Source organism: Occallatibacter gabretensis (genome assembly GCF_001449115.1).
Taxonomy (GTDB): domain Bacteria; phylum Acidobacteriota; class Terriglobia; order Terriglobales; family Acidobacteriaceae; genus Telmatobacter; species Telmatobacter gabretensis.
Window position 1 is genome coordinate 388,810 of record NZ_LAIJ01000009.1, and the last position, 25,451, is coordinate 414,260.

The 25,451-nt window shown below is 58.6% G+C and carries 18 protein-coding genes; 17 read left to right on the forward strand and 1 reads right to left on the reverse strand.

Annotation, left to right across the window (positions count from 1 at the left end):
* Nucleotides 1-12: 12 nt before the first annotated feature.
* The 17 genes from VO84_RS07910 to VO84_RS23025 all read left to right on the forward strand — a co-directional run bounded on the left by VO84_RS07910 (nt 13) and on the right by VO84_RS23025 (nt 24,054).
* On the forward strand, nt 13-540 hold the full coding sequence (locus tag VO84_RS07910; protein WP_058187113.1) for a phage tail protein: 528 nt from the start codon (nt 13-15) through the stop codon (nt 538-540).
* 17 nt (nt 541-557) lie between these two features.
* Complete coding sequence (locus VO84_RS07915) at nt 558-1,265, forward strand: hypothetical protein (RefSeq protein WP_058187115.1); 708 nt, start codon at nt 558-560, stop codon at nt 1,263-1,265.
* Nucleotides 1,262-1,954, forward strand: coding sequence for a hypothetical protein (locus VO84_RS07920; RefSeq protein ID WP_058187116.1), 693 nt, complete (start codon nt 1,262-1,264; stop codon nt 1,952-1,954). Before VO84_RS07915 ends, VO84_RS07920 begins: the two co-directional genes overlap by 4 nt.
* Complete coding sequence (locus VO84_RS07925) at nt 1,951-3,210, forward strand: DUF4255 domain-containing protein (RefSeq protein ID WP_058187119.1); 1,260 nt, start codon at nt 1,951-1,953, stop codon at nt 3,208-3,210. Before VO84_RS07920 ends, VO84_RS07925 begins: the two co-directional genes overlap by 4 nt.
* Complete coding sequence (locus tag VO84_RS07930) at nt 3,207-5,135, forward strand: ATP-binding protein (protein WP_197413954.1); 1,929 nt, start codon at nt 3,207-3,209, stop codon at nt 5,133-5,135. Before VO84_RS07925 ends, VO84_RS07930 begins: the two co-directional genes overlap by 4 nt.
* Nucleotides 5,132-5,386, forward strand: a complete 255-nt coding sequence (locus VO84_RS07935) for a hypothetical protein (RefSeq protein WP_058187121.1) — start codon at nt 5,132-5,134, stop codon at nt 5,384-5,386. The genes VO84_RS07930 and VO84_RS07935 overlap by 4 nt, the downstream gene beginning before the upstream one ends.
* Nucleotides 5,383-8,214 carry an eCIS core domain-containing protein gene (locus tag VO84_RS07940; RefSeq protein WP_058187123.1) on the forward strand — a complete coding sequence of 944 codons (2,832 nt, stop codon included), beginning with the start codon at nt 5,383-5,385 and terminating at the stop codon, nt 8,212-8,214. The genes VO84_RS07935 and VO84_RS07940 overlap by 4 nt, the downstream gene beginning before the upstream one ends.
* Nucleotides 8,215-8,310: 96 nt before the next feature.
* Nucleotides 8,311-8,976: a hypothetical protein gene (locus tag VO84_RS07945; protein ID WP_058187125.1), complete on the forward strand. Its 666-nt coding sequence runs from the start codon at nt 8,311-8,313 to the stop codon at nt 8,974-8,976.
* Complete coding sequence (locus tag VO84_RS07950) at nt 8,973-9,341, forward strand: LysM peptidoglycan-binding domain-containing protein (RefSeq protein ID WP_058187127.1); 369 nt, start codon at nt 8,973-8,975, stop codon at nt 9,339-9,341. Before VO84_RS07945 ends, VO84_RS07950 begins: the two co-directional genes overlap by 4 nt.
* The gene (locus tag VO84_RS07955; RefSeq protein WP_231737834.1) at nt 9,334-10,491 is read left to right on the forward strand and encodes a hypothetical protein; all 1,158 of its coding nucleotides are present in this window, start codon (nt 9,334-9,336) and stop codon (nt 10,489-10,491) included. Before VO84_RS07950 ends, VO84_RS07955 begins: the two co-directional genes overlap by 8 nt.
* A 10-nt stretch (nt 10,492-10,501) precedes the next feature.
* Nucleotides 10,502-11,041, forward strand: a complete 540-nt coding sequence (locus VO84_RS07960; RefSeq protein ID WP_058187129.1) for a phage baseplate assembly protein V — start codon at nt 10,502-10,504, stop codon at nt 11,039-11,041.
* Nucleotides 11,041-11,364, forward strand: coding sequence for a hypothetical protein (locus tag VO84_RS07965; RefSeq protein WP_058187132.1), 324 nt, complete (start codon nt 11,041-11,043; stop codon nt 11,362-11,364). Before VO84_RS07960 ends, VO84_RS07965 begins: the two co-directional genes overlap by 1 nt.
* 11 nt (nt 11,365-11,375) lie before the next feature.
* Entirely contained in the window at nt 11,376-11,753 is a 378-nt protein-coding gene (locus VO84_RS07970; protein WP_231737835.1) for a GPW/gp25 family protein, read from the forward strand.
* A 2-nt stretch (nt 11,754-11,755) separates the two neighbouring features.
* Nucleotides 11,756-15,085, forward strand: coding sequence for a putative baseplate assembly protein (locus VO84_RS07975; protein WP_058187134.1), 3,330 nt, complete (start codon nt 11,756-11,758; stop codon nt 15,083-15,085).
* Complete coding sequence (locus tag VO84_RS07980; RefSeq protein ID WP_058187136.1) at nt 15,082-18,108, forward strand: putative baseplate assembly protein; 3,027 nt, start codon at nt 15,082-15,084, stop codon at nt 18,106-18,108. Before VO84_RS07975 ends, VO84_RS07980 begins: the two co-directional genes overlap by 4 nt.
* The gene (locus VO84_RS07985) at nt 18,105-20,261 is read left to right on the forward strand and encodes a hypothetical protein (RefSeq protein WP_058187138.1); all 2,157 of its coding nucleotides are present in this window, start codon (nt 18,105-18,107) and stop codon (nt 20,259-20,261) included. The genes VO84_RS07980 and VO84_RS07985 overlap by 4 nt, the downstream gene beginning before the upstream one ends.
* Nucleotides 20,262-20,274: 13 nt before the next feature.
* Nucleotides 20,275-24,054 (forward strand): DUF6519 domain-containing protein, encoded by a 3,780-nt coding sequence (locus VO84_RS23025; RefSeq protein WP_058187140.1) that lies wholly within the window; start codon nt 20,275-20,277, stop codon nt 24,052-24,054.
* 67 nt (nt 24,055-24,121) lie between these two features.
* Here VO84_RS23025 and VO84_RS07995 read toward each other — a convergent pair whose 3' ends face one another.
* Nucleotides 24,122-25,426 (reverse strand): glycosyl hydrolase family 8, encoded by a 1,305-nt coding sequence (locus VO84_RS07995; RefSeq protein ID WP_082661833.1) that lies wholly within the window; start codon nt 25,424-25,426, stop codon nt 24,122-24,124.
* Nucleotides 25,427-25,451: the final 25 nt, after the last annotated feature.

A 25,451-nucleotide genomic window follows, 5' to 3' on the forward strand; every position in this document is an offset into this window, starting at 1 on the left:
AGGATTTACGGTATGCCTCCATTCTCTGTAAACACGACGCGCCTGGACCCCTACAAGAATTTCAAGTGGCGGGTGAAATGGGACGGCAAATATTGCTACGGCGGCAGCAAGCTGACCGGGCTCAAGCGCTCCACAGAAGTTGTGGAGCATCGTGCAGGCGGCGATCCTTCAACCGCTCACAAGTCACCGGGTAGGACCAAGTACGAGGCCATTACGCTGGAACGCGGTCTGACGCAGGACCTTGCCTTCCACGATTGGGCAGGACTGGTGTGGAACTTTGGCGCGGCACTTGGCTCTGAGGTTTCGCTCGCCAGCTTTCGCAAGAATCTCTATCTGGAGCTTTACAACGAAGCCGGCCAGGTGGTGATCGCATACAAGATTTACCGCTGCTGGGTCTCCGAGTATCAGGCGATGCCGGACCTCGATGCGAATGCCAACGCTATCGCCATTGAGCACATCAAGATCGAGAACGAAGGCTGGGAGCGCGACACAAGCGTCACCGAGCAGCAAGAGCCAACGCTGACAACGGTGAACACGTAAAGCCGAAAGAAGGCTGAATGAGAACGCTCTCCAATCTCGACTTCCTCGAACTTTGGGAGCGCGGGGCGGTGTTGCATCCGCTGGACCGCGCGCTGCTCGCCATCTCCATGGCCGCGCCCGGCGAGGACTACGGCACACTGGCCGCGTGGCCGCTGGGCAGGCGCAACGTCGCGCTGAACCAGCTGCACCGTGCCTGCTTTGGCCAGATGCTCACAGGCTGGGTTGCCTGCCCGGAGTGCAGCGAGCGTCTGGAGTTTTCCCTGGACGCTGAGAAACTGTATGGCGATGTGCAGGAGATTGCGGGGGAGATCGTCATCGATGGACGGAGGTTTCGTCCGCTTACAAGCAGAGATCTTGCCGGAGTTGTGAACGAGAGCAATGAACAGGCTGCTGCGCTAAAGCTGATGCGACAGTGCTGCCTCGATAGCGGCGAGTTTGACGGCAGCACGTTTTCGCTGGAAGAGATTGATGCGATCAGCGAGCAGTTAGCGCAGGCTGATCCGCTGGCGGAGACGCTGCTGGAGTTGCAGTGCGCGGAGTGCGGCCATTGCTGGAATGAGCCGCTGGATATGGCTGCGTGGCTGTGGACAGAGGTTGAAGCGCGTGCGCGACGCCTGCTGCTGGATGTTCATACACTGGCCGCCACGTATGGCTGGTCAGAAGCTGAGATTCTCTCGCTGAGCGAGCAGCGCCGCGGGCTGTACATGGAGATGGTGCGGGCATGAGGAGCTATCTGCATCGCATGGCTGCGAACGCATTATCGCGCGAACGCTCAATTCATCCCGTCCTGGGTTCGCTCTGGGCTTCGCAGCGAAGCGCAGATTCATTCGAGGCTTCGGGGGAGACGCTTGTGCCTGGCGCAAGACCGCAACGCGCGCAGGATGCCGAGCAATCGCAGACGCCAATCCAGCCTCGGTCTCTGGTCCAGAGTGCGCGCATGGAATCGATGGATGTAGAGAGAGAGCAGCGTTCGGCTGAGCATAGTTCTGAATTTATGCCGCAGACCAGAGCAGAAGTGGCAATGCCAATACATCCTTCATCAGAGACCGCGCAGGTTCATGCGATGAGCGCGCTTCCACGTGTGGCATCTCAGTCTGAAGGCGATAGCGGATTGCGGGCGGTGGGATCAGAGTTCCAGCAGCGAAACTTCAAGCCGCTGGTGCCGGAATCTTCGGAACGGGCTCAAGCTTCGCAAAACGTCGCAGTGCCAGCAGTAGCGGCTCCGCGTATTGACTCCTTCAGGCGCCAGGCGCTCGCGCAATCCTCGCGCGGGCCGGATTCCATCGAGATTCATATCGGTCGCATTGAAGTGCTTGCTGCGCAGCCGCAGCCTGCACAGCGTCCGCCGGTGCAACCGGCGCGCAAATCGCTTGACCTGGGTGAGTATCTTCGCCGTGGCGGAGGAACCCGATGAGCAGCGCGCTCGCTCTCTCCGCCGTTACTTCTGTGCTGCAGACAAGCCTGGGACTTGTCTACAACAGCTCCGCGCTAGGCACCATTACTGTTTCGGCGATAGCGCCGGATCTCGTTGAGTCGAAGTATGGAATCGGCCCTGACTCCGGGCCGCTGGTGAATCTCTTTCTGCATCAGGTAACGCCGAACGCCGCATGGCGCAACATTGATTTCCCGTCATTGGCCGCGGATGGATCCACCAGGCTCAAGAATCCGCCGCTGGCTCTGGATTTGCACTATCTGCTTACGGCGTATGCTTCCGACGATACCGAGGCGGAGGCGCTGCTGGGATACGGGATCCTCATGCTGCATGAGAATCCGATTCTGCCGCGCGCACTGATCACCAGCATTCTCGGCACGCTTTCTTCAAGCACGTATAACGATGCGCTGAAGGCTGCCGGGCTGGATGCGCAGATTGAAATGATCAAGCTGTCGCCCGCGACGCTGGGCCGCGAGGAGATGGCATGGTTGTGGACGGCGCTGAAAGCTGATTACAGGCCGACATTTCCGTTTCAGGCTTCGGTTGTGCTGATGCGGAATGACAATCCGGCGGTGTTTTCGCTGCCGGTGCTGACACGCAATATCGTGGTGCAGCCGGGCGTTTCAGCGCAGCTCTTCGGCCTGCAGCCGCCGAACGATCAATCTCCCACGCTGGTGGGAGACACGGTTCAGGTCAATGGCTCAGCGCTGAGTACCGCGAGCCAGATTTCGATCGCCAATCCGACGACGCACGTTACGTACGCGTTTGCTCCGGCATTGGGCGGCGCTCACGACACGAGCGTGAGCTTTCAGGTGCCCGAAGATCCTGCGAACTTACCCTCAGGCGTATGTCAGCTCAGCCTGATCTTTAAAAATGCCAGTGGGATCGTCACGCAACATACCAGCAATGTGGTGCTTGGCATTGGCCTGAAGGTTGCTGCGACACCCGTGCCGTCTGCCGCCGCCAGCGGTGGAGGGACGCTGATATCACTCACCTGTGATCCGCAGGTGCGGCCCGGCCAGAATGTCTATCTGATTCTCAGTTCGCAGACAAATAGCAATATGCAGGTTGTTGCCGCGCAGCCGTTCACCACGCAGACAGCTTCACTCAGCTTCCAGTTCACGCCTGCATTGACAGCGGATACATACGCCGCACGGCTGCAGGTCGATGGAGTGCTTGCGCCTGTCGCCTCTAACTGGAAATTCACGCCTCCTGCCACTTTGGCGGTACTGCCATGAGTGCGACCGCAACAACTCGCATGACGTCGAGCGCGGTTGGCAGCGAGCAGTCGTGGGCCGAAGCGAATCAGGCATATCTCGTGGCGGAGTTTGCTCGCCTGCGAATGCAGGTAGATGGCGGCTCACAAATCCCGGACAGTGATAGCAGACTCACGATGGATCCTCCGGCGGCGATCGACCGGCTTGCTGAGATATTTGGCCTAACGGCCTTTGAGCGCGATCTGCTTCTGCTCTGCGCGGGCGTAGAGATGGACTCCGCGCTCGCGGCCCAGTGTGCGGAAGCGCATGGCGGGCAGCAGAGATGCGCGTTGACATTCGGCCTGGCGCTGGCCTCGCTTGCTGAACCGCATTGGAGCGCGCTTACACCTGCGGGACCGCTGCGCCGCTTTCGTCTTATTCATCTTGACGCGACGCACGGATTGACGGCTGCACCGATTCGCATCGACGAGCGGGTGTTGCATTTTCTGGCGGGAATCAATCAGCTCGATTCACGGCTTGCGTCGATTCTTACACTTGCCAAAATGCCGGATGCGGCGACGGAAGAGCACCAATTGCTTGCGGCCACGCTCGTGCCGATGCTTGCGACCGCAGCGGCGCAGCCACAAGTGCTGCATCTCTGCGGAGACGATCCGCACGGCCAGCAGGATGTGGCAATGCTTGCCGCCTACATTGCGCGCCGCCCGCTCTTCATCCTTCGCGCGGAAGATATTCCCGCGGATGCGCCAGCGCTTGATCTGCTGATCGATCTGTGGACGCGGGAGGTTGCACTGCTGAGTGCGGTTCTGCTGGTTGAGACGGGCGCAGCAGAACTTTCTGCATTTGCAAAGCGATTTCTCGATAGAGCCCCGGGAGACATTTTTCTTACAAGCCGAGATCCTCTGCTGCTGAACCGTAGTGTTGCGCGGTATGACGTGAACAAGCCGCGTCCTGCGGAGCAAAAGCGGCTCTGGCAGGAGTCAATCGGGCCGGAGGCGGAAAACCTGAACGAATTGCTTGATCGTCTGGCAGGCCAGTTCTGTCTAAGCGCGCGCACCATTCAGGCCACTGGGGCAATGGCGCGCGAGCATGGACCGGACGAGTTGTGGAACGCATGCCGCTCACTTTCCCGCCCGCGGCTTGAGGACATGGCACAGCGCATTGTTCCAGCTGCGGAATGGAGCGACCTGATTCTGCCGGAGCCGCAAATGCAGGCGCTGCGGCAGCTTACTGCGCAGGTTCGCTGCCGAGTAAAGGTAAACGAGACGTGGGGCTTTGCGGCCAAGGGACGGCGTGGTCTTGGTGCGAGCGCGCTCTTTGCCGGCGAGAGCGGCACGGGCAAGACCCTTGCGGCCGAGGTATTGGCGCATGAGCTTGGGCTTGATCTCTACCGGATTGATCTGTCCGCGGTGGTGAGTAAGTACATCGGTGAAACGGAGAAGAATCTGCGGCAGGTTTTTGATGCAGCGGAAGAGGGCGGCGTGTTGTTGCTCTTCGACGAAGCGGATGCACTCTTTGGCAAGCGCACCGATGCGAAAGACCATCGTGACCGTTACGCGAACATGGAGGTAGGTTATCTTCTGCAGCGCATGGAGGCATATCAGGGGCTGGCGATTCTCACCACGAATCTCAAGTCTTCGCTGGATCGCGCATTTCAGCGCCGGCTGCGCTTTGTAGTTGAGTTTCCGTTTCCGGACGTGACGCAGCGCGAGGCTATCTGGCGCCGCGTCTTTCCCGCGGAGACGCCTACGCAAGGGGTTGACACGGCTGCGCTGGCGCAGCTCAAACTGCCGGGCGGCAGCATTCGCAATATCGCGCTCAACGCCGCATTTCTTGCTGCGGATGCAAACAAGCCGGTGAGCATGGCACATCTTCTGCAAGCAGCACGACTCGAGGCCCAGAAAACAGATCGCCCGCTTTCGGAAGCTGAAGTCCGGGGGTGGAGATGAGCCGCATCCACATCACCATCGATCGTCTGGCTCTGCAGGGATTTGACCCAGCAGAGCGCGCTGCGCTTGTGGAGGGACTGAAAGGTGAGCTTACGCGTGCGCTGGCAGATCCAGCGGCACGTGCCGCGCTCAAATCGCGTCGTACGCCGGTTTTGCGGCTTGGAAGCCTTGAACGCAAGTCTGGCCCTTCGGGCAGCAGAACCTTTGGCACAAAGATCGCCCGCGCGATTCAAAGGAGCGTGAAGCCATGAGCCAGAGAATGTTGGCGCGCAAGCCGGCAAACGCTTCTGCTGAGACACGTGGCGCATCTTCCGGACTGAAGGTGAACCGGCCCGGCGACACATTTGAGCAGGAGGCCGATCGTGTTGCTGGCACCGTTGCATCAGGCGGCCGGATTCCTGCGTGGTCCATCGGTCGGGTAGGTATGAGCTCCAGCGCAAACACGGTACAGCGCGATGGCCCGGACGGAACCAACCCACAACAGCAGGCTCCTGCGCCGAACAACTACGGCGATGCTGCAAAGAAGGCCGCAGAAGCTTTCATGAAAACCGATGCGGGCAAGAAGCTGGAAGCGGCGGCGAAGGATGATCCGCTGGTGAAGGGCGCGTCGGATTTTGTCGGCACGCTCCCGGGCAAGATTATTGTGGGTGCGGCGGCTACGGGAACAGTCGCAGCGCTGGCCGCAACGCACAAGTCACTGCCGCTGCAGCTCCCCGCCATTCCATTGAGTTCGATCAGCCCTAAGCTCAAAGACATGAGTGTAAAGGTGGATTATGAAGGCCCCGTGGATAAGCCCACAAAAGGAATGCTGACCTTCATTTACACCCCGGGCGCCGACAAAAAGAAGAAGAAAGACGATACGTCGGCACGAATTCAGAGGGAGAAGCAGGAACTCCAGGCGAGCATGGATATGTTTCGCCCCAAGGATGATGTAGTCGATCAGGTAGCGGTCTCAGAGCACGGGCGGTTTGCGCCCTACGCAAAGCAGTCCGCGAGCGCGCAGGGACAGGCGCAGCCGCAAACGCCACTGGATAAAAAACTGGATCTGAAGCCTGCGGATGCCGCGGCGCCGATTACTGACGATAAAGGTAAAAAAGACGAGGCGCCGTTACAGCGCAAGGCCAGTGGCAGCGAGGGAGTGCTGCAGCGCAAGTGTTCCGCCTGCGGCGGAGCAGCGGGATCGGGCGGCGAATGCGAAGAGTGCAAAGCAAAGCAGGTGCAACGGAATTCTACAAATGCAGGACCTTCCTCAGCGCCGTCTTCTGTCGAGAATGTTCTACACTCCTCCGGCGTTCCGCTCGATCGCAGTGATCGCTCTTTCTTTGAATCGCGCTTTGGCATGGACTTCAGCAAGGTGCGAATCCATACCGGCGCTGAGGCCGCGTCTTCCGCCAGGGATGTGGCGGCAAGGGCATATACGGTGGGCGACAGGATTGTATTTGACAGTGGGCAGTATTCGCCGCACTCGGCGGAAGGGCGCAAGCTGCTGGCGCATGAACTGACGCATGTGGTGCAACAGGGCGGAGCTTCCTCTTCCTCCGCCGGGCCGCTGGAGATTGGCCGAGGTAACGATGCGTTCGAGCATGAAGCGCATCACGCGGCGGGAACGGCAGGGCATAAGCATCATTCCATGCCGGCGCGGCAGGCTCCTGTCCAAAAGCGCTCCTCGCGGGCGGTGCAAAGGTATGAATCAGGCGAGCATGCAAAATTCGGCGAGACCGGCGATGAGTTGAACGCGCTTGCTCCCAAGGCATTCATGTACAAGGTGAAGTCCGGCGAAGTGCCAAAGAAGATCGCGCAGAAGTTTGGTATTACAGAGGACCAGCTAAAAGAAGTCAACAAGGATAAGTGGCATAAGTGGCAGTTGACGGACGACCCTTCATCCAAAGTTGAGGGCTTCAGGGCCGGCGATGAGATCACAATTCCGCCGGTAATGAACGCCGCAGTCAAAGATGCACTAAAGGTCAAGGAAGTGTCGCTGGTGGTGAATGGCGTGACCCTCGACTACGGCGAGGGTATGACTATGGGAGATTTCTATGAATCTCCCGAACAGATGATGGCTGCTCCCGTTGCCGAGTTACAAAAGCTCTCCGAGCTGATCAAGAAGGAGAAGGCCGGCGTAGCTGGAGTTACGGTCAAAGACGAGGATTGGGATAAAGCCACCGGAGGCAGGTATCTCAAGATCGCAGAAAAGAATGAGAGCCACTTTGCTCCGTCCAATCCAGCCTTCGCGCCGGTTTCAGGCAAAAGCACCGCGGACCACAAGTCCGAATGGGAGAAGAACCATGGCAAGGCGTTGGGCAGGTCTCAAATCGGAGACAAGAATGACGCCCTGACCATCAATGCATTTGCGGACCACTTCCTCACGGATGCTTTCGCAGCAGGCCACCTCATCAACAAGCGCGACGTGATGGAAAAGTTCGAGGGCAATATGCCGAAGACGCCAGCTGGAGACTTCGCGGCCCCGTCCAAGGCATTTTTCGATGGGGTTGCCAGCGCCGCCTTCACCGGCCCCGTGCAGACCGAGTTCTCAAAGGAACGGACCGTCGCGTGTTTCTCCTGGTTCGGCGATCACCCGGAAGCTTCGTGCAACGACACGACAACCGCCCATGGAAGGATCGACAGCGTGGAGCATTTCTCCACGCTCCTGCAGGGCATTCACAAGAAGGAGCCGAGTCTTTTTGAGAATGTTGTCGCAAAAGGCGTCCACGACAACCTGAATGCAGCGGGCGTGCCGGTGGAAAACAATAAGGGCGATAAGTGGACCCTGAGCGGCGACAAATCATTGAATGCCAAGACGCTGGAAATCGGGCGCAAGGCAGTGGCCCAGTCCCAGATGAATGTATTGGAAGTTTTCAAGCAGACTCAGACTCTCGATCTGCCGCCCCTGTTCAAGAAGGTCTGGGATTACGTGCCGCATGCGGCTCCCGGCGCGGGAGAAAAGCAGGTAAAGGACGCGGTTGACTCTGGCACTGATCCCAAATCTGCAGGACTGAGCAGCGCAGCAGTCGCACTCATCAACGTCCACTTCAAGAAGATCATTACGGAACTAGAAACCCGAGGCATTTTGATGAAATGAGCCCATTTGCCTATGCATGCGCGCGATAGAAACGAAACTCGCATTCGACACACTGATTGAAACAGGGAATGTAAGAAGATTTGCCGGAGACCGAAGATGGCTACCACATCCCCAATCTCGCCGCGATTAGTTAAAGGCGGCATCGTCACGATGGACCCCGACACCGCCGCGGTACAGAGCGTGATTGCTCTGCAGTACAACCCGGACTCACTCTCGCGGACACTGCAGATTCAGGCAGTGCAGGGCGGCCAGGATGGCGTGCGCGTGGATGCCTTGCGCCTGCGCGGACCGGCAATTGAAACCATCAAGGTGGAGGCAGAGCTCGATGCCACCGATCAGCTCGAGTTTCCAACACAATTTCCTAATGCCGTGCAATACGGGCTGCAGCCGCAATTGGCGCAGCTTGAGATGCTGGTGAATCCCACGGTTGAGACGCTCAATGCAGATAACGCAATGGCCAATGCGGGAACGCTGGAGATTATTCCCCTGGAGCAGCCGCTGACGCTTTTCGTCTGGAGCAGCAATCGCGTTGTGCCCGTGCGCCTGACGGATTTCTCCATTACGGAAGAAGCCTTCGACACATCGCTAAATCCGATTCGCGCCAAAGTGAGCCTGGGCATGCGCGTGCTGAATGTGGATGATCTCGGCTTCGATCATCCTGGCGGCCACATCTTTATGACGTACCTGAGCAACAAGGAGCAGCTGGCCGCAAAGGCGGGCAGCGCAGCTCTCACAGTTCTCGGACTCGGAGGCATTCCATGAGTTCTCCCCTTACTGCATTTCTTCAGCTTGGACTTGTTCCGCCGGTGACCTTTCCTACGGACAGCCGCTACTACAGTTATTCCACGCTCACATTCACCACGCCCGCAGGCCAAAGCGTGAGCTATCTTGCGCGGCGCATTGTTCCACAGCCGGGCGCGCCGAACTACGCCACCGTGGCGAAGCACACCGTGATGCAGGGGGACAGGCTGGACCTTATTGCCGCAAAGTATCTCGGCGATCCGCTGCTTTTCTGGCTGCTCTGCGACGCCAATGGCGCGGTGCGTCCGGAAGATCTTATTGCCACGCCTGGGACGACGATCGCCATCACCATGCCGCAGGGCGTTCCCGGAGGGACGAGTGTCTAGTGCAACACTCAGCAGCGTTCAGCTTTCGCTACTGATGGGCCCCATTGCGCCCACGCCGGTGTCGAGCGACATCATCGAGTCGCTGGCCTCAGCAGAAGTGCGCATTGATGATGTGGGCCAGAGCGGTTTTCAGCTTGTCTTCAGCATCAACAAGCAGTCGTCGCTGCAAACGCTCTTTATTCTCTCGGGTGCGGTTCCGCTGCTGTTTATGCGCGTGATTTTGGTGGCCACCGTTAATGGAACAGCGAATGTGCTGATCGATGGCGTCATCACTAACAACCAGCTTTCGCCCGGCGACAAGGGATCGAACTCCACGCTCACCATCACCGGCAAAGACCTGACCGCGCTGATGGATCAATCGGACTGGAGCGGCTTTCCGTATCCCGCGTGCCCGCCGGAGGCGCGCGTTGCCATCATCTGTGCGAAGTATTCCATGTTCGGCTTGATTCCCTTCATCATTCCCAGCATCATGATCGACGTACAACTGCCCATTGAGCAGATTCCTATGCATCAGGGCACGGATTACAAATATGCATCTCAGCTTGCGGCCGATGTGGGCTACGTCTTCTACATCGATCCCGGCCCATCCCCGGGCATAAGCAAAGCCTACTGGGGACCACAGATGAAAGTAGGGCCCGTTCAGCCTGCGCTGAGCATCGACATGGATGCTTACACAAATGTCGAAAACATGAGCTTCACCTTTGACCAGGAGAAGAACAAGATACCGCTGCTCTACATCTACAACCAGGAGACAGGCATCAGCATTCCAATTCCGATTCCGCCGATTACGCCTCTGAATCCACCGTTGGGCGCGGTCATGGGACTGCCTACAAATCTTCTTCCTCCGGATCTGAAGCCCTGGCGCGATGACGTGCCCAAGCTGCCGATTCCGCAGGCCATTATGCAGGGCCTTGCGCAGGCGGCGGAAAATGCGGAAGCCGTGACCTGCGAGGGATCACTGGATGTGACGCGCTACGGCGGCGTGTTGAAGGCGCGGCAGCTGGTGGGTGTGCGTGGTGCGGGGACGGCCTATGACGGCCTGTACTACGTAAAGAGCGTTACGCACAAGATCAAGCGCGGTGAATACAAGCAGAGCTTTACGCTGACCCGTAACGGCCTTGTCTCCACTGTCACTAACGTGAACGTATGAGGAACCACGCATGAGCCCGGATTCGGCACAGAAGAAGCGCTATTACGGCAAATACCGCGGCCTGGTGATCGACAATATCGATCCGCTGCAGACGGGCCGTGTCATGGCGCAGGTTCCGGCAATGGCAGGAGAAATACCCTCCACGTGGGCGCTACCTTGCGTACCTGCTGCAGGCATTCAGTCGGGCATTTTCATCGTGCCGCCTATTGGCTCCCAGGTGTGGGTTGAATTCGAGCAGGGTGATCCTGATTATCCGGTATGGACCGGAGGCTTCTGGGGCACTGCCGCGGACGTTCCTGCTCTTGCCATCGCGCCGCCAGCCATACCGCCAGGGCAAAACATTCTTCTGCAAACTACAGGCCAGAACATGATTCTCATCAGCGATTCCGCGCCCACGCCAGTCACCGGCGGCATCATTCTCAAGTCCACTACCGGAGCCATGCTCGTGGTCAACGACACGGGCATTTACATCAGCAACGGCCAGGGAGCGATGATCACGCTTATTGGCCCCACCACCGATGTGAACATCGGCGCACTGACGGTGATTTGATGCCAGCACCCGTACTACATCAGGGAGCCACAGTGCTCTGCTCGCATGGCGGGCAGGCAATGCCCACTGTGCCGGACCCGCGCGTGCTGGTGAGCGGAATGCCCGTGGCCACACTGTCCGCGCCGTGGGTTGTGGCCGGATGCCCGTTTCCTCCACCCATAGCAGGCAACGGCCCATGCGTAACTGCGCAGTGGGTGATGGGCGCAGTGCGGGTTACATCGCTGGGCCAGCCGCTGCTCATCATGACCGGCATGGCTATCTGCGTGCCCACTGGAACGCCACTGATGCCTGTTGTAGCGCAAACGCGCGTGATTGCGACATAAGAGAGGCCGCTATGAGCACGATGAATATCGCGTTTCCTTATCAATTCGACGGGCGCGGCCGCACGCAGGAGGCGGCGATTGCGGATTACGTCAACCAGCTTGTCGAGCAGGTGCTGTTTACCTCGCCCGGCGAGCGCGTGAATCTGCCGGACTTTGGCAGCGGCCTGCTGCAGCTTCCTTTTGCGCCTAACAGCATGGAGATGGCCGCGGCTACGCAGTTTGCCGTGCAGGGCGCGCTGCAGAAGTGGCTGGGCAGCTATATCAGGGTGAAATCTGTGGTTGCATCCGCGCAGGAGTCCACCCTCACCGTCACCGTTTCATATGCGCTGCTGTCGAGCGATGTGACACAGGTGCAGACCTTTGTTTACGGAGGCCCGACGGGAAGCTAGTGATGATCTACGCCTGCTGCAATACAAATCGCAAAGCCGCTGTGCTGGGCAATCCTACGCTCAATGGCCTGGACTTTCTTGAAGTCCTGGATCTTGAAGCCATTCCGCTGGGCCTGCCGCGCCAGCAGACGCTCGTGCTGCACTTACTCAAAGCTCCGGCCGCCACGATTACGACGGACAATATACTCATCACCGGCGGCGAAAGCATTACCGGCATCACTGCAGCGTGGGTAGCAACGCCTTCCACACTCGTCAACCCGCTGCCCTTCACGCCGCCTGTTCCGCTTACTTCTGAAGCGACGGCCTACTTCACCGGCCTGCAGGATGCGTCAAACGTCATTATCGTGGGCACCAGTGAGGCAGGAGATTTTTCCACCTACACGCTGCAACTGGTAAACGACGCGTCCACGGCTCCGCTAGATACATTCGATCTTTCTGCCGCACTGACCGGCTTCGATCCGCAGCTTACGGAACTATGCTTCTCCTTCAAGATCGAGTGCGGACCGGATTTCGACTGCCAGCCGAATAATGCGCCCTGCCCGCCTGATCTGCCCACGCCTCCGCCTATCAACTATCTGGCCAAGGATTACGGCAGCTTCCGCACAATCCTGCTGGACCGCATGAATCAGCTCCTGCCCAACTGGGGCGCAACCAGCGAGGCTGACTTCGGCATCGCTCTTGCGGAGCTTGTTGCATACGTCGGTGATCGGCTCAGCTACTTTCAGGACGCGGTGGCCACCGAGGCATACATCGAAACTGCGCGCCGTCGCGTTTCACTGCGCCGTCATGCACTGCTGGTGGACTACCACGTTCACGACGGTTGCAATGCGCGCGCATGGATTGCGGTCAACGTGAACGCGAACCCCGGCACGCCGGTTTTCCTGGACCGCACGCTGACGCGCTTCTACACTTTTGCGCCGGGAATGCCGAGTTCACTTGCCGTGGGCGCAAACAACGAGGAAGCCGCGCTGATTGCCGGCGTGCAAGTCTTTGAGCCTCTGAGCGACGCGCTGCTCTTTGCTGAAAACGCGCAGATGAACTTCTATACCTGGGGCGATAACAGCTGCTGTCTGCCCGCAGGTGCAACAGAAGCCACTCTCGTGGGCACATTCGGCAACATGGAACCGGGCGATGTGTTGATCTTCGAAGAGGTAAAGGGTCCGCTCACCGGCAATCCAGCCGATGCCGATATTCGCCACCGTTGCGCAGTGCGCCTCACGGCCGTGCTGGCGAAAGATAGCAGCGGCAATCCGATTGTCGATCCTCTCTTTGATATCAAGGGCAACGCCATCACCGGCACCACGCAGACACCGCAACCCGTTACGGAGATTCAGTGGATGCAGGAAGATGCGCTGCCATTCGCTGTCTGCATCTCCTCGAAGTATCTCGATGAAGATTCCGACGAGCAGACCGTGACCAACGTCAGCATCGCTCTTGGCAATATCGTGCTTGCAGACAATGGCCTTACGCTCACCGGAAAAAGCCTCGAATCCGCTCCCCTGCCATCGATCTACTATCCCAACACTTCGGATCGCTGCGAGCCCGCCGCAGCCACACCGGTTCCCGCGCGATACAATCCATCGATTCCCGACAGCCCACTCACACAGGCCATTCCGGTAGCTGTTGTGGCATTGGCCGGAGCAGGGAATCCGGTGACAGCAAGCCCGGTGCCGCTGACGGGCACCAGCATTCCGTTGCCCAATGCAAGCGGCTTCATCTCGCTTACGCTGGAGACCACGAATCCCGGCGCGTGGCCGGCGCTCTTTGGTGTGTTGGTCAAGCCAAATACCGGCACTCCAACCAACATTGATCTTTCTGTTGTCTACAATCCTCCTGGAGGAGCAGCGGGCTTCAATAAGCAGATCACCGTGGAGAGCTTTACGGATCTTTCGCTTTCCTCGGCAGATCCCGCTTACGTTGTTACCAAGGTCAACGCTGCATCTCAGTTCATCAAGCTCGCGGCTCCAGCCGGCGCGCCTACGCCAGCAGGATTTCCGGCATCTCCAACAATGCTTTCTGCCACCGGCTCGATCAATCTGCAGGACACCAGCGCCACTCCCGTAACGTATCTGACCGTGCAGCCTACTGCTCCGGACGCATGGCTCTCACTCTTCGCCGTGACAGCCCAACCCAATGCAAACCCTGCTTATTTCGATCTCGAGATCGTCTACAATCCTGCTGTTGCAGTCGGCGTTACTCTGCCGGTTCCAGTGGAGCAGTTCACGAATCTCTCGCCTGCCACCGCAGCAGATGAGGTTGATTCGGAATCCTCGCTTGTGCTGGTGCAGAGCTTTGCGCAATCGCTTGATTTGTCGCTCTCGGCGTCTGAGTTGCTGAATCTCAATCCCTCCAGCGCCATCCCCGCCATCACGCTTTCCAGCACGCTCAACAGCGTGACGCAAACCTGGACACCTGAGCAGAACCTGCTTTCAAGCGGTTCCGCCGACACTAACTTTGTGGTGGAAGTGGAATCGGATTTAAGCGCGACGCTGCGCTTCGGCGACGACACAAACGGCAAGTTCCCCGCAACAAACACAGTCTTTACAGCCACGTATCGCATCGGCAACGGCACGGCCGGCAATGTGGGCGCGGAGAGCCTGAAAAAACTCGCTGCGGGTGACGCGCGCATTGCGGGTTGCACAAATCCGCTGCCCGCAAGCGGAGGAACCGATCCGGAAACTGCGGATCAAATTCGCCGTCGCGCACCGCAGGCATTCTTCACGCAGGAACGCGCCATAACGATCCCAGACTATGAGGCGGCAGCGGAATCGAATCCAGTCGTCGAGCAAGCTGTTGCGTCGCTTCGCTGGACCGGAAGCTGGTACACGGTCTTCATCGCAGCCGAGCCCCAAACTACGGGTCAGTCCAGTGGCCAGCAGAGCAGCGGACAACTCACAACCGCGCAGCTAAAGAGCGTTACCTCTACCGTCAATGCGCTGCGCCTTGCTGGAGAAGACCTGCAGCTTGATGGTCCGCAGTATGTCTCGCTTCAAATTGCCCTCGAAGTCTGCGTCGATCCCGACTACTTTATGCGCGACGTAGAGACTGCGCTCTCGACTGTGCTCGGCAGCCAGCAGGGCGGTTTCTTCTATGCGGGCAACTTCACCTTCGGCCAATCGGTATATCTCAGCCCCATCTATGCGGCGGTGCGCGCAGTGCCCGGAGTCAATGCGGTCACAGCCACCACATTTCAGATGCAGGGAGTGAATGACACCTCCTATCTGCAATCAGGAGAAATCGAACTTGGTCCGTTGCAGATCGCGCGGCTTGAGAATAATCCGAGCTTCCCGAGCCACGGTCAGATCAGCTTTGTCATGGAGGGCGGAAAATGAGTTGCACTTGCTCACCGGGTAGCACCTGCGGCTGCTGCGCAGGCACAAGCATCCAGACTCCGCAGCTGATAACGAATACGCAGGGCCAACCGGCGATTACATATCGCACCGGTACGTGGGCCACCTTCAAGGAATCCATGCTCGCGCGGCTCTCATCTGCCGCTTATCCCGCACTGGCCTCTTTAAAGACGCGTGACGACGACGACTTCACAATCGCATTTCTCGATGCCTCTGCCGTGATGCTCGATATTCTCTCCTTCTATCAGGAGCGGCTGGCCAATGAGAGCTATCTCCGCACCGCGCAACAGCTGCAATCGCTCACATCGCTATCGCAGCTCATTGGTTATCAGCCCGCGCCTGGGATCTCGGCATCTGTTTATCTCGCATTTACGTTGAAAACAGCTCCTGGAATACTGAGCGATCCCACCGCACCTCCAATCACCATTCCCACTGCCACGCAGGTGCAGAGCATCCCAGGACAGGGGCAGACACCACAGACCTTTGAGACCTCCGCGCCAATTCCCGCCAAGGCAGACTGGAATGCTCTGCCCGTGCTGGCTGCATTGCCATGGACGCCCAGTTCTGCGAACGGCATGTATCTTGCGGGGACGGCCACGCAACTGAATCCCGGCGACATGATTCTGATGCTTGGCGCACGCGCGACAAACTCTTCCAGCAGCGATTGGGTGGTGCTGTCTCTCACTACGGTCAAAGCCGATACGGCGAACAGCCGCACCTGGATAGCATGGTCCAACCCGCAGCCCTCTGCCACTTCTCTGACCTCGACGAGTCCGCTGCTCTATGCCTTCCGCCAGCGCGCTGCGCTCTTTGGCTACAACGCCATTGATCCACATATTCTGGACCAAAAAAATCTCACATTGCCGACCAGCGACTTTGGCAGCGACGGCGACTGGGCTGGTCTCAGTCCTTCTTTGACGATTGATCTTGACTCGTCCTACTCAAAGGTCGCCATCAGCAGTTGGGTGGCATTGATGCAGCAGACGATTTCCACCTCGTCGGGCTTCGCCAGCGAGGTAGGCGAGCTCGAATCCGGTGCCGTGAAGTTTGAGACGGCACGCGTCTCCAGGGCAAAAGTGAACACTGGCCTGAGCCATGGAGTCACTGAAAAACATCTACCACCCGAGAGAGCGTCAACGACAACGGTGACTACCAGCGTCGATCTTTACCAGGCCCAGACGATTACGGCGGTCTCGCGCAGCAACTTTGGCATGAGCGCGAAGATCACGCGCGTCACGCCGGACACAACAACCGACCTGGGCAACTACAGCGCGCGTACCGCCATAGTCTTCGCACAGACAGATCAGCTCACACCGACGCTGCAGCCGCTCAACTATCCGCTCTATGGAACGCTGCTTGATATTCAGGCATTGCGGCCAGATCTGATCGGAGCCACGGTGGTAGCCATCAGTGGCACGGCACAAAAGATCGTGTTGAATGCAGGTGTCGCAAATCTGCAGTTTGTTCCGGATGACGAATCAACGCCAGTCGGCCTCAACCCCGGCGATACCTTCACACTCATCGCACCACCACCGCTGCCATTCAATTCGGATGGCTCGATTCCCTCGTGGTCGACATCCACGAATGCCCTCACGCTTAAAGTCACGGATGCCAGCGGACGCACAGGAACACTGCAGGGCACGAGCGCCTCAGTTTCGCTCTATCTCAGCTACTTCTCGCTGGTCGCGCCTTCGTCAAGCGATCCTGAAATCTCCGAGTGCGCGCTCATCTCGCAGGTTGTAGGCGTCACGGCGCTCAACTGCTCCACACCGCACACGCAGTTCCAGCTGCAGAACCCGCTGCTCAACTGCTACTGCCGGTCGACAGCCACGGTGAACGCAAACGTGGCGCTGGCTACTGCGGGAGCTACCGTTACAGAGATCATGGGCAACGGCAGCGCCGCCACGCAGAACCAGAGCTTCACTCTGCGCCAGAAGCCGCTCACCTACGTGCAGGCCGCCACTCCCAGCGGCTTCCAAAGCACCCTTACGGTACGCGCCAACGGCGTGGCATGGACAGGAGTTCAAAGCCTCTACGAGCAGGCTGCCACGGCACAGGTCTTCACCATTCAGAATCAATCTGATGGGACGAGTGACGTGATCTTTGGCGATGGTGTGGAAGGTGCAACGCTGCCCAGCGGCCAGAACAACATCATTGCCACGTACCGCATCGGCTCCGGCTCGGCAGGAAACGTCGCCGGCGATGCAATCACTACTCTCATGCAACGCCCGCTTGGCGTAAGCGGAGTCACCAATCCGCAACCGGCCACTGGCGGCGCCGATCCGGAGTCCATTGATAACGTGCGCTCGAATGCTCCCCAAACCGTGCTCACGCTTGGCCGCGCCGTCTCCATTGCGGATTACCAGAACTTCGCGTCAATCTTTGCTGGCATTGCGAAAGCATATGCAATCTGGATTCCCAGCGGCTCCGCACGCGGTGTTTTTCTTACCGTTGCCGCGAACGGTGGCACGGCGCTCGACTCCAGCAATCCCACGCTGCAGAACCTGATCTCCGCGCTGCAGAGCTATGGCAATCCGCTGATTCCCATCTCCGTGCAGTCTTTCATTGAGACGCTGTTTGGTTTCTCTGCTGACGTGATGTATGACCCGCGCTACGATCAGCCAACCGTTGAAACGAAGATTCGGCAAATGCTCGTCACTACGTATTCTTTTGCAAATCGCACCTTCGGCCAGGGCATCTCCACAGATGAAATTGCCGCGGACATTCAAGGCGTTGCAGGCGTCATTGCTGTCAATGTTACAAATCTCTCGGTGATCGCCAGCAGTGAAGGCGGCGATCTCGCGAATCTCTCCGGCGGGTTTACCGTCTCCAATTGGAATAGCTGGATGTCGCAGCCGGTGACAGTGCCACGCCCGTGGTCTGATACCTCCGCACGTATCTGTCCATATCTCCCAGTCGCCAGCACGCAGGCTCTTCCGCTGCCCGCGGAGATTCTCGTTCTCGATCCCGATCCGAAATCCGTCGTTCTGGGAGTGATGTCATGAGCACACCCGTAGTTCAGCAGCGCCAGACGCTCTTTTATCTTCTGCCCGCGCTCTACCGTCTACGCGATGCGCAGCTTGCTTCCTCTGCCGGCGTGGAGATGGGGCCGTTGCAATCACTTCTTTCCGTGGTGGAAGAGCAGATCGCCATTCTCGAAGAGAATGTCAACCAACTCTACGATGATCAGTTCATTGAAACTTGCGCTCCGTGGGTCGTTCCTTACATCGGCGATCTCATCGGCTATCAGTCGATTCACGGAATCACATCCTCTGTAGACAGCCCCCGTGCAGAAGTCGCTTCCACCATCGGCTTCCGCCGCCGCAAGGGCACAGTGCCGGTCCTGGAGCAGCTTGCTCGCGACGTTACAGGCTGGGGCGCACATGCCGTTGAGTTCTTCCAGGTGCTGGCCACAACACAGTACATCCGCAACCATACGCGTCTGCATAACTACTACGCACCGAACCTGCGCCGCTGGCAGCCGCGAGAGTACATCGATACAGGCTTCGACAAAACTGCTCATAAGGTTGACGTGCGCCGCATCGCTGTGGAGCGTGGTCGCTACAACGTCCAGAACATCGGAATCTTTCTCTGGTCGCTGAATGCGTACTCCATTACCCAGACACCGCTCGTTCAGCTTTCCGGCGCTCCGCAATGCTTCCGCTTCAGCTCGCTCAATGCGGATGCTCCGCTTTTCAATAATCCAATTGAGCTTGAGTCCGAAACGACTACACTTGCCGGTCCGGAGAATGTGCCCAACTATCTAAGCCGTCACGTCCTCTGCAAAGACATCACTCAGATTCAAACGAACTCCGCTGCGCCTGTGTATTACGGCCCGGGTCTGAGCCTTGTTGTGTATCGCAACGGCTCTCTGCAGGATCCCGCACGCATTCAGGTCACGAACCTCTCCGGCGCGGATGGCTCATGGATCAACATTCCCGCAAGCGGTAACACGATTGCCGTCGATCCTGAACTGGGCCGTGTGGCCATTGCGCCCGGCACGCCGAAGGACACGCTCAGCGCCACATGGCATTACGGCTTCAATGCAGCCATTGGCGGCGGGGAGTATCCACGCTCGGCTACGTTCCTGGCCTCTCCGGATCAGGCTATCGTTCGTGTTCCCGGCGACTACGCCACCATCCATGAGGCGCTGGCCGCTCTCTCTGGCGATGGGGTTGTAGAGATCAGCAACTCAGCTATTTACTCTGAGCCGAGCGGCCTCAATATCAACGTCCGCGCCAACGGCCACATCGAGTTGCGAGCCGCAGATGAGTCTCGTCCGACTTTAATGCTCGGAGGCGCCATCTCCATCACCGGAGCTTCAGAATCCGTCTTCGACATCAACGGCCTGCTGATCTCCTACGCACCGCCTTCCGGCACAACGGCGCCCGCGGCGCTGCTGCACGTCCCCGCGGCCTCCAACACGCTCGCTAACCTGAATGTCACGCACTGCACAGTGGTTCCCGGCTGGGCTCTGCAATCGAACGATGATCCGCAGACTGCGTATGCGGGGTTGCCATCCCTTCTGGTCGAAGCCTCCGGCGTTACAGTCCAGATCAATCAATCCATCCTCGGTCCGCTCTGGCTCAATGGCCAGTCCACAGCTTCGTTGACAGACTCGATCCTGGACGCAACGGACCCAACGCTCGTCGCCTGTATCGCCGGTATCAATTCCACCACCAAAGGCCCCATCCCCTCCGGCGCGCTGACCATGCAAGGCTGCACCGTCATCGGCAAGGTGTATGCCTCGCTGTTGAGCCTGGTAAGCGATTGCATCTTTCTGGCTGAGCTCACAGAGGCGGATGTTTCCACCACGCCGCCGCTGTGGAACGCGCCTCTCTGGGCAGCGCGCCAGCAGCAGGGCTGTGTGCGCTTCAGCTTTGTGCCCGCGGGCTCCATTTTGCCGCGCAATTACGAGTGCGTGGAGCAGGCTGCAGGCGGACCCGCGCCTATGTTTTATTCGCTCCGCTATGGCTGCCCTGCTTACGCCAAGCTGCTGCCCACCACAGACCCAGCCATCCGCCAGGGAGCGGATGATGCGGGCGAAATGGGAGCATTTCATTTTCTTCTCGCGCCGCTGCGCGATGCTGACCTTCGCATCCGCCTGCAGGAATACATGCCCGTAGGCCTAGAGTTCGGAATCTTCTACCAAAGTTGAAAGGAAGCACGTTATGAGTTTCGATATCAGCCGCTCTACTTTCCGCCCGCGCAAGAACTTTCTCGGCGTCGTTATGCAACAGGGCCGTGTCCAGCTGGATTCTGACTGGAATGAGTGGCAATCGGAGTTCTCTCGCCGCATCCAGGCCGGCACTCTGGACACGGTGGGCCGCGCTGTTTTTTCCGCATCCACGCCTAATGCCTTCAAGATCACGGCGGGCACGGATGCAAGCGGCAAATCCACTCTTACGATTGGCGCGGGCCGTTACTACATCGACGGTCTGCTGGCGGAAAATCACGGCCCGGAAGCGCAGGCCGCATGGGATAGCGCGCTGGCTGAGCTCTCCGGCGCACCCGCTTATTCCACAACCACTGCGGCCACCGATTACACGCAGCAGCCTTTTCTGCCCGGCGCAGTGCTCCCAACCGGCAACGGCCCGTTCCTCGCATACCTCGATGTATGGCAGCGCGATGTAACTTACCTTGAAGATCCGGACCTCATCGACAAGGCCGTCAATATCGACACAACAGGCCGCTTGCAGACCGTCTGGCAGGTAAAGCTTCTCGATCTCTCGAACCTTGGAACTACGCCCGACTGCTCAACCGACGTACCTGCCTTCGATGCTCTTGAACAGCCGCCTGCTGCACGGCTTACGAATGGTCTTGTGCCCAATGCCAACTCGGGTCCATGCTGTCTTGCGCCGAATACCAGCTATACAGGCCAGGAAAATCAGCTTTATCGTGTGGAGATTCATCAGGCAGGCGTATCTGCCGCCGCGCCCGCAGGCGGATTTACCTGGCCATTGCCCGCAAATACTCCCACCTTTAAGTGGTCGCACGACAATGCTTCGGTAGAGACCAGTGTTTCCGCCATCTCGGCCGTCTCCACAGCCTCGGGCTCTGTCAGCCAGCTCGCTGTTGCCAGCCTTGGCCGCGATCAGGAGCTTGGCTTCAGCGTAAACAACTGGATCGAGATCACCGACGATGCCTACGAGCTGTACAACCAGCCGGGAGAGTTCTTCCAGATTGCCTCTCAGCCATCCGCTGCCCGCAACATCACACTCAACGGAGCGGTCTCGTCGCACTTCCCACTCACCGGCGGACAGACCAATCCCAAGCTGCACACGCGTATCCGGCGTTGGGATCAGTCCGGCAAGGTCTACCAGACAGATTCATCGGGCAATACCACACTCTGGATCGATTTGAATGCGCCAGGTAGCAACGGCCAGATTCCCATTCCGCCCGCGGGCACAATGCTGGTGCTTGAGAACGGCATCACCGTGTCCTTCGATCTCAATCCTGAGCCGACTTCTTCAAACCCCACAACCTTTCGTGCAGGAGATTACTGGCTCTTTGCCGCACGCACCGCTGACGGCTCCGTTGAGCAGATCACCTCAGCGCCGCCGCTTGGCATCCACCATCACTATGCGCAGCTTTCCATAGTGACCTTTCCCAGCACCGTCACCGATTGCCGCATTGAGTGGCCACCCTCGCAGTCCGGTTGCGACTGCTGCTGCACAATTACGCTCTCGCCTTCGGACCTCACCGGGAACATGACTCTGCAGTCTATTCTCGATCAGCATCAGAATCAGTCCACCCCTACGATCATCTGCCTGGAGACGGGAACCTATAGCCTGCCCGCTCCACTGCGCTTTACGTCGGCGCACCAAAACATCACCATCGAAGCCTGCCAACCCGGCTCCGCCCGCATGCAGGCCCTGCAGGGCAATGAATCCAGCTTCTCGGATGGCATGATTGTTATCGACAGTGCCAACGCCATCACGCTTACAGGTCTCACCATGCTCGTCCCGGTTGCGCCGTACTCCGCAACCACGTTTGCCGGTCAGACCCTCACTGCACTCGATTCTTCTGTCGCCTCGATGATTCAGAATCTTCAGGTCTGCATCGGGATCCGCATCGTCAGCGGAGGCAGCATCTCTATCTCTCGCTGTGCATTTGGATTGGGCTACTCAGTCGACAAGCAGCTGCCCTCTCTTTTTGCGGCGGGCATCTTTCTGAACGGGCAAAGCAGTGGCCTGAAAATCGAGAACAATGAGTTCCTCGCAAGAACCATCGATCGTTCGTCCTCGGAGATCTTCACGACCGGCGTCCTGCTTGCCTCCACCGTTTCTTTTGGCATCCCAACCACCATATTTGTGAACAGACCTGCGGCTGAGCGAAATCTCACAGATGAAACGCCGAAATTAAAAGCTCGCGCCCAGTCTGTAGCCGCACAACAAGCTCCGGCACAGGCGCAGGCACCGGCCCAGGCCCAGGCGCCCACTGCGGCGCAGCTTGCGGCTAATTCGCCCACGCTGAATCTTGGTTCGATCACCGAACGTCCGATCGCTGAGGAGCCGGGCCTGCAGAACATCGGAGGTCAGCTCCAGAACATCTTCACCTTCGGCAATCTTCCCCAGACGACGCTCGCATCGCAGGGCGGGACCGTGCTTGCAGCCACTCTGGACACGTCCGTGCTGCGCAACAATACCTTTATTCGCCTTACGGCTGCCACACTGCTGCTCGGTGAGCCCGGTAACCTGGATGCCATTGGCAACACCACCACGAACTGTCATGCAGGCCTCTGGATCGTGGCCCCCGCGATGACGCAGCGGATTCTCACCGATCCTCAAAATCTTGCAGTGCTCGGCGCGACTGTCGCTCTCGGTTACCCGCTTCCACAGGGCGATGCATCCACCTTGACCACGGTTCAGGCTGCGCCTGCATCCACGCGTATCTATGCCGGCGCTCAGACATATACTGACTCACAGCAAAATCAGTGGCTTCCCGACACGGCTGCGAAAAATGTCACCATAAGCGGCGGCGGAGGCATCACGCGGCCTGCTCCCGTACCCAACGTCACGGGCACTGCGGACCCGACTCTCTATCAGGCCGAGCGCTGGGGCAACTTCAGCTATACATTCAACAGCCTGCCGGTCGGATACTACACGCTCACGCTGAAATTCGCGGAAATCGTGGATAAAAACGCAGGACAGCGCATCTTTGATGTCTCCGTCAACGGCGTGCAGGTGCTCACAAACTTCGACATCATTGCCGATAGCGGAGTAGACGCTGCTGACGACAAAGTCTTCTCCGGCGTCGTGGCAAACAGTGCCGGACAGATCGTTGTGCAATTCACCGGAACCACTCTTGGCACGGACCCAAATCCCAAGGTCAACGCGGTGGAGCTTGACCCGCTCTGGACCGGCGCTCCATTCCTGGGAGCCGGCAATGAGAGTGCCGCAGTGAGTTTCTTCGATCAACTCGCGCAGCTTGCCTTGCAGGGATATGCAGATCTCGGATTCTCAGTGGCGCAGCTCCGCGTGCAGAATAACGAGATACACGGACTCACCTCGCCAGGCGTGCTCATTTTCGGAAGCGATGCCGTCGCCAATGGCAACTCCGGTTCGCTCATGCTCACCGCCAATCGCGTCGATGGCGAGATCTCGGAGAATAGTCAATTCCTCAACGCCGCAGGAGCGGAAACTCACTCCGACCTGAATATCGCGTCTTTTGCCGCCGCCTACTTCCCTAGCATGTTCTATTACATGGTCACAATCGTTTCCACAAGCCGTGCCGTTGTTTCTGCCAACCTTGTGACCAATGGAAATGTCTCGGATGGCTTCGGGCCGAGCCTGTATCTCAACGACACTCAGGTGCAGAGTGCGGCCATTTCGGTCATGAGCAATACTCTTGCGGGCAGAATGTCTGTCGGTCCTGCGCGCAACCTTACAGACTCCACACTCGATGCCCTGCTGCTGTCGTGGAATTTCCTCAACACGATCGTGGTCTAAGTGGCCTGAGCAGAAATCGGACCTCTCATCCTTGCGGCTAACGGTTGTCGCAAGGATGAGAGACCGTTTACTTCGGTCCCCAGATGCGGAACTCGCCGCCCAGGTGCATCAGGCTCATCATGTAGAGCATCCCGTCGTAGTAGCGGCTCTGCCCGCTTGGCACAGGTGTTTCCCATAGGGCTTTCACAAATCGCTTCGCGCGTTCCTGGTCAGTCGCCGCCAGGCCCGCCACTGCGTTGGTTCCCACCAACCCCGCGGGATGGTCTTCATGCGTCAGTCCCGGCGTTGAGCCCAGGTCTTTGCCCTCCAGCGTATAAACCGGCCCGTACTTGTCGATGCCCTGCGACTCGAAGAACGCCTGAATGCGGTCGCTCAGCTCGCGCTCCGTAGGCGCTTTGCCCCACCACGACCAGTCCACGGACCAGTTGCTCGCCGTGCGCCATGCGTCATAACCAAACTTGTCCGATTGCACGAATCCCGACTTCACTGGCGTGCCGTCAAAGTTCGCATACGCCGGGGCCAACCCAGTTTTCGCGTCCGCAGTCTTTACAAAAAGCTCCCGGCTCGTCTGCGCTGCTTTCGTCCAGAAGTCGTGGTCTTCCTTCGGTCCCCATAGCGCCCACAAATCGTAAAACGCTGGCAGATGATACGAAGGGTCCGTGAATGGATGCGGCATCTTGTCCGGCACAAAGAGGATCATCGGTGGATCGTCATGCATCATCGGCCCCACCGTGTGCGGCACCATCTTGCCGCGGAAATTCATTTGTCCGGTGATCTCCGGCCGATGCACCATTGCCGTCAGCAGTTTCTCTGCTTCGGCCTGGTAGTCATAGATTCCCTTGCCGTTGCCCCAGCGATTCGCCGCAAACAACAGCGCCATGGCAAAATACGATTCCCCATCCGGCGCAGCGCCTTCGGAGTTGCGCGTCCCATCTGTCTTGCAGCTCCACGCAAAGAACTGGTAGCTCGGCGCCTTGGGATCGCTGACGTACATATACGTCTTGGCCCAGTTCCAGATGCCGTCAAACTCGGCCTTCTTGTTGAGCTGGACAGTAATCATCATCCCGTACGACATGCCCTCGGTTCGCACATCGTGGTTGGCCCAGTCCGTCACATACATCAGCGGGCCATTCTCATTTTTGCCGGATGCAAAGGCGATAGTCTGCGTCTGCGGATCGCCGTGAAAGAGCTGCTGAAATGTGGCCTCGATCTTCTCGTGCGCGGCGCGCTTCGAGTATCCAGCTTCCACCAGCAGATTGCGATATTTGCCGGTTGTGTAAGCGCCCGCGCCATCCGCATGCGCTTTTTGCGCGACGATCGCCACGCATGAAATGAATGCCAACAGCAGCACTACGCCAAGCCTGGGCTTCATATCGATTTACCCTCGTAAAAAGCGA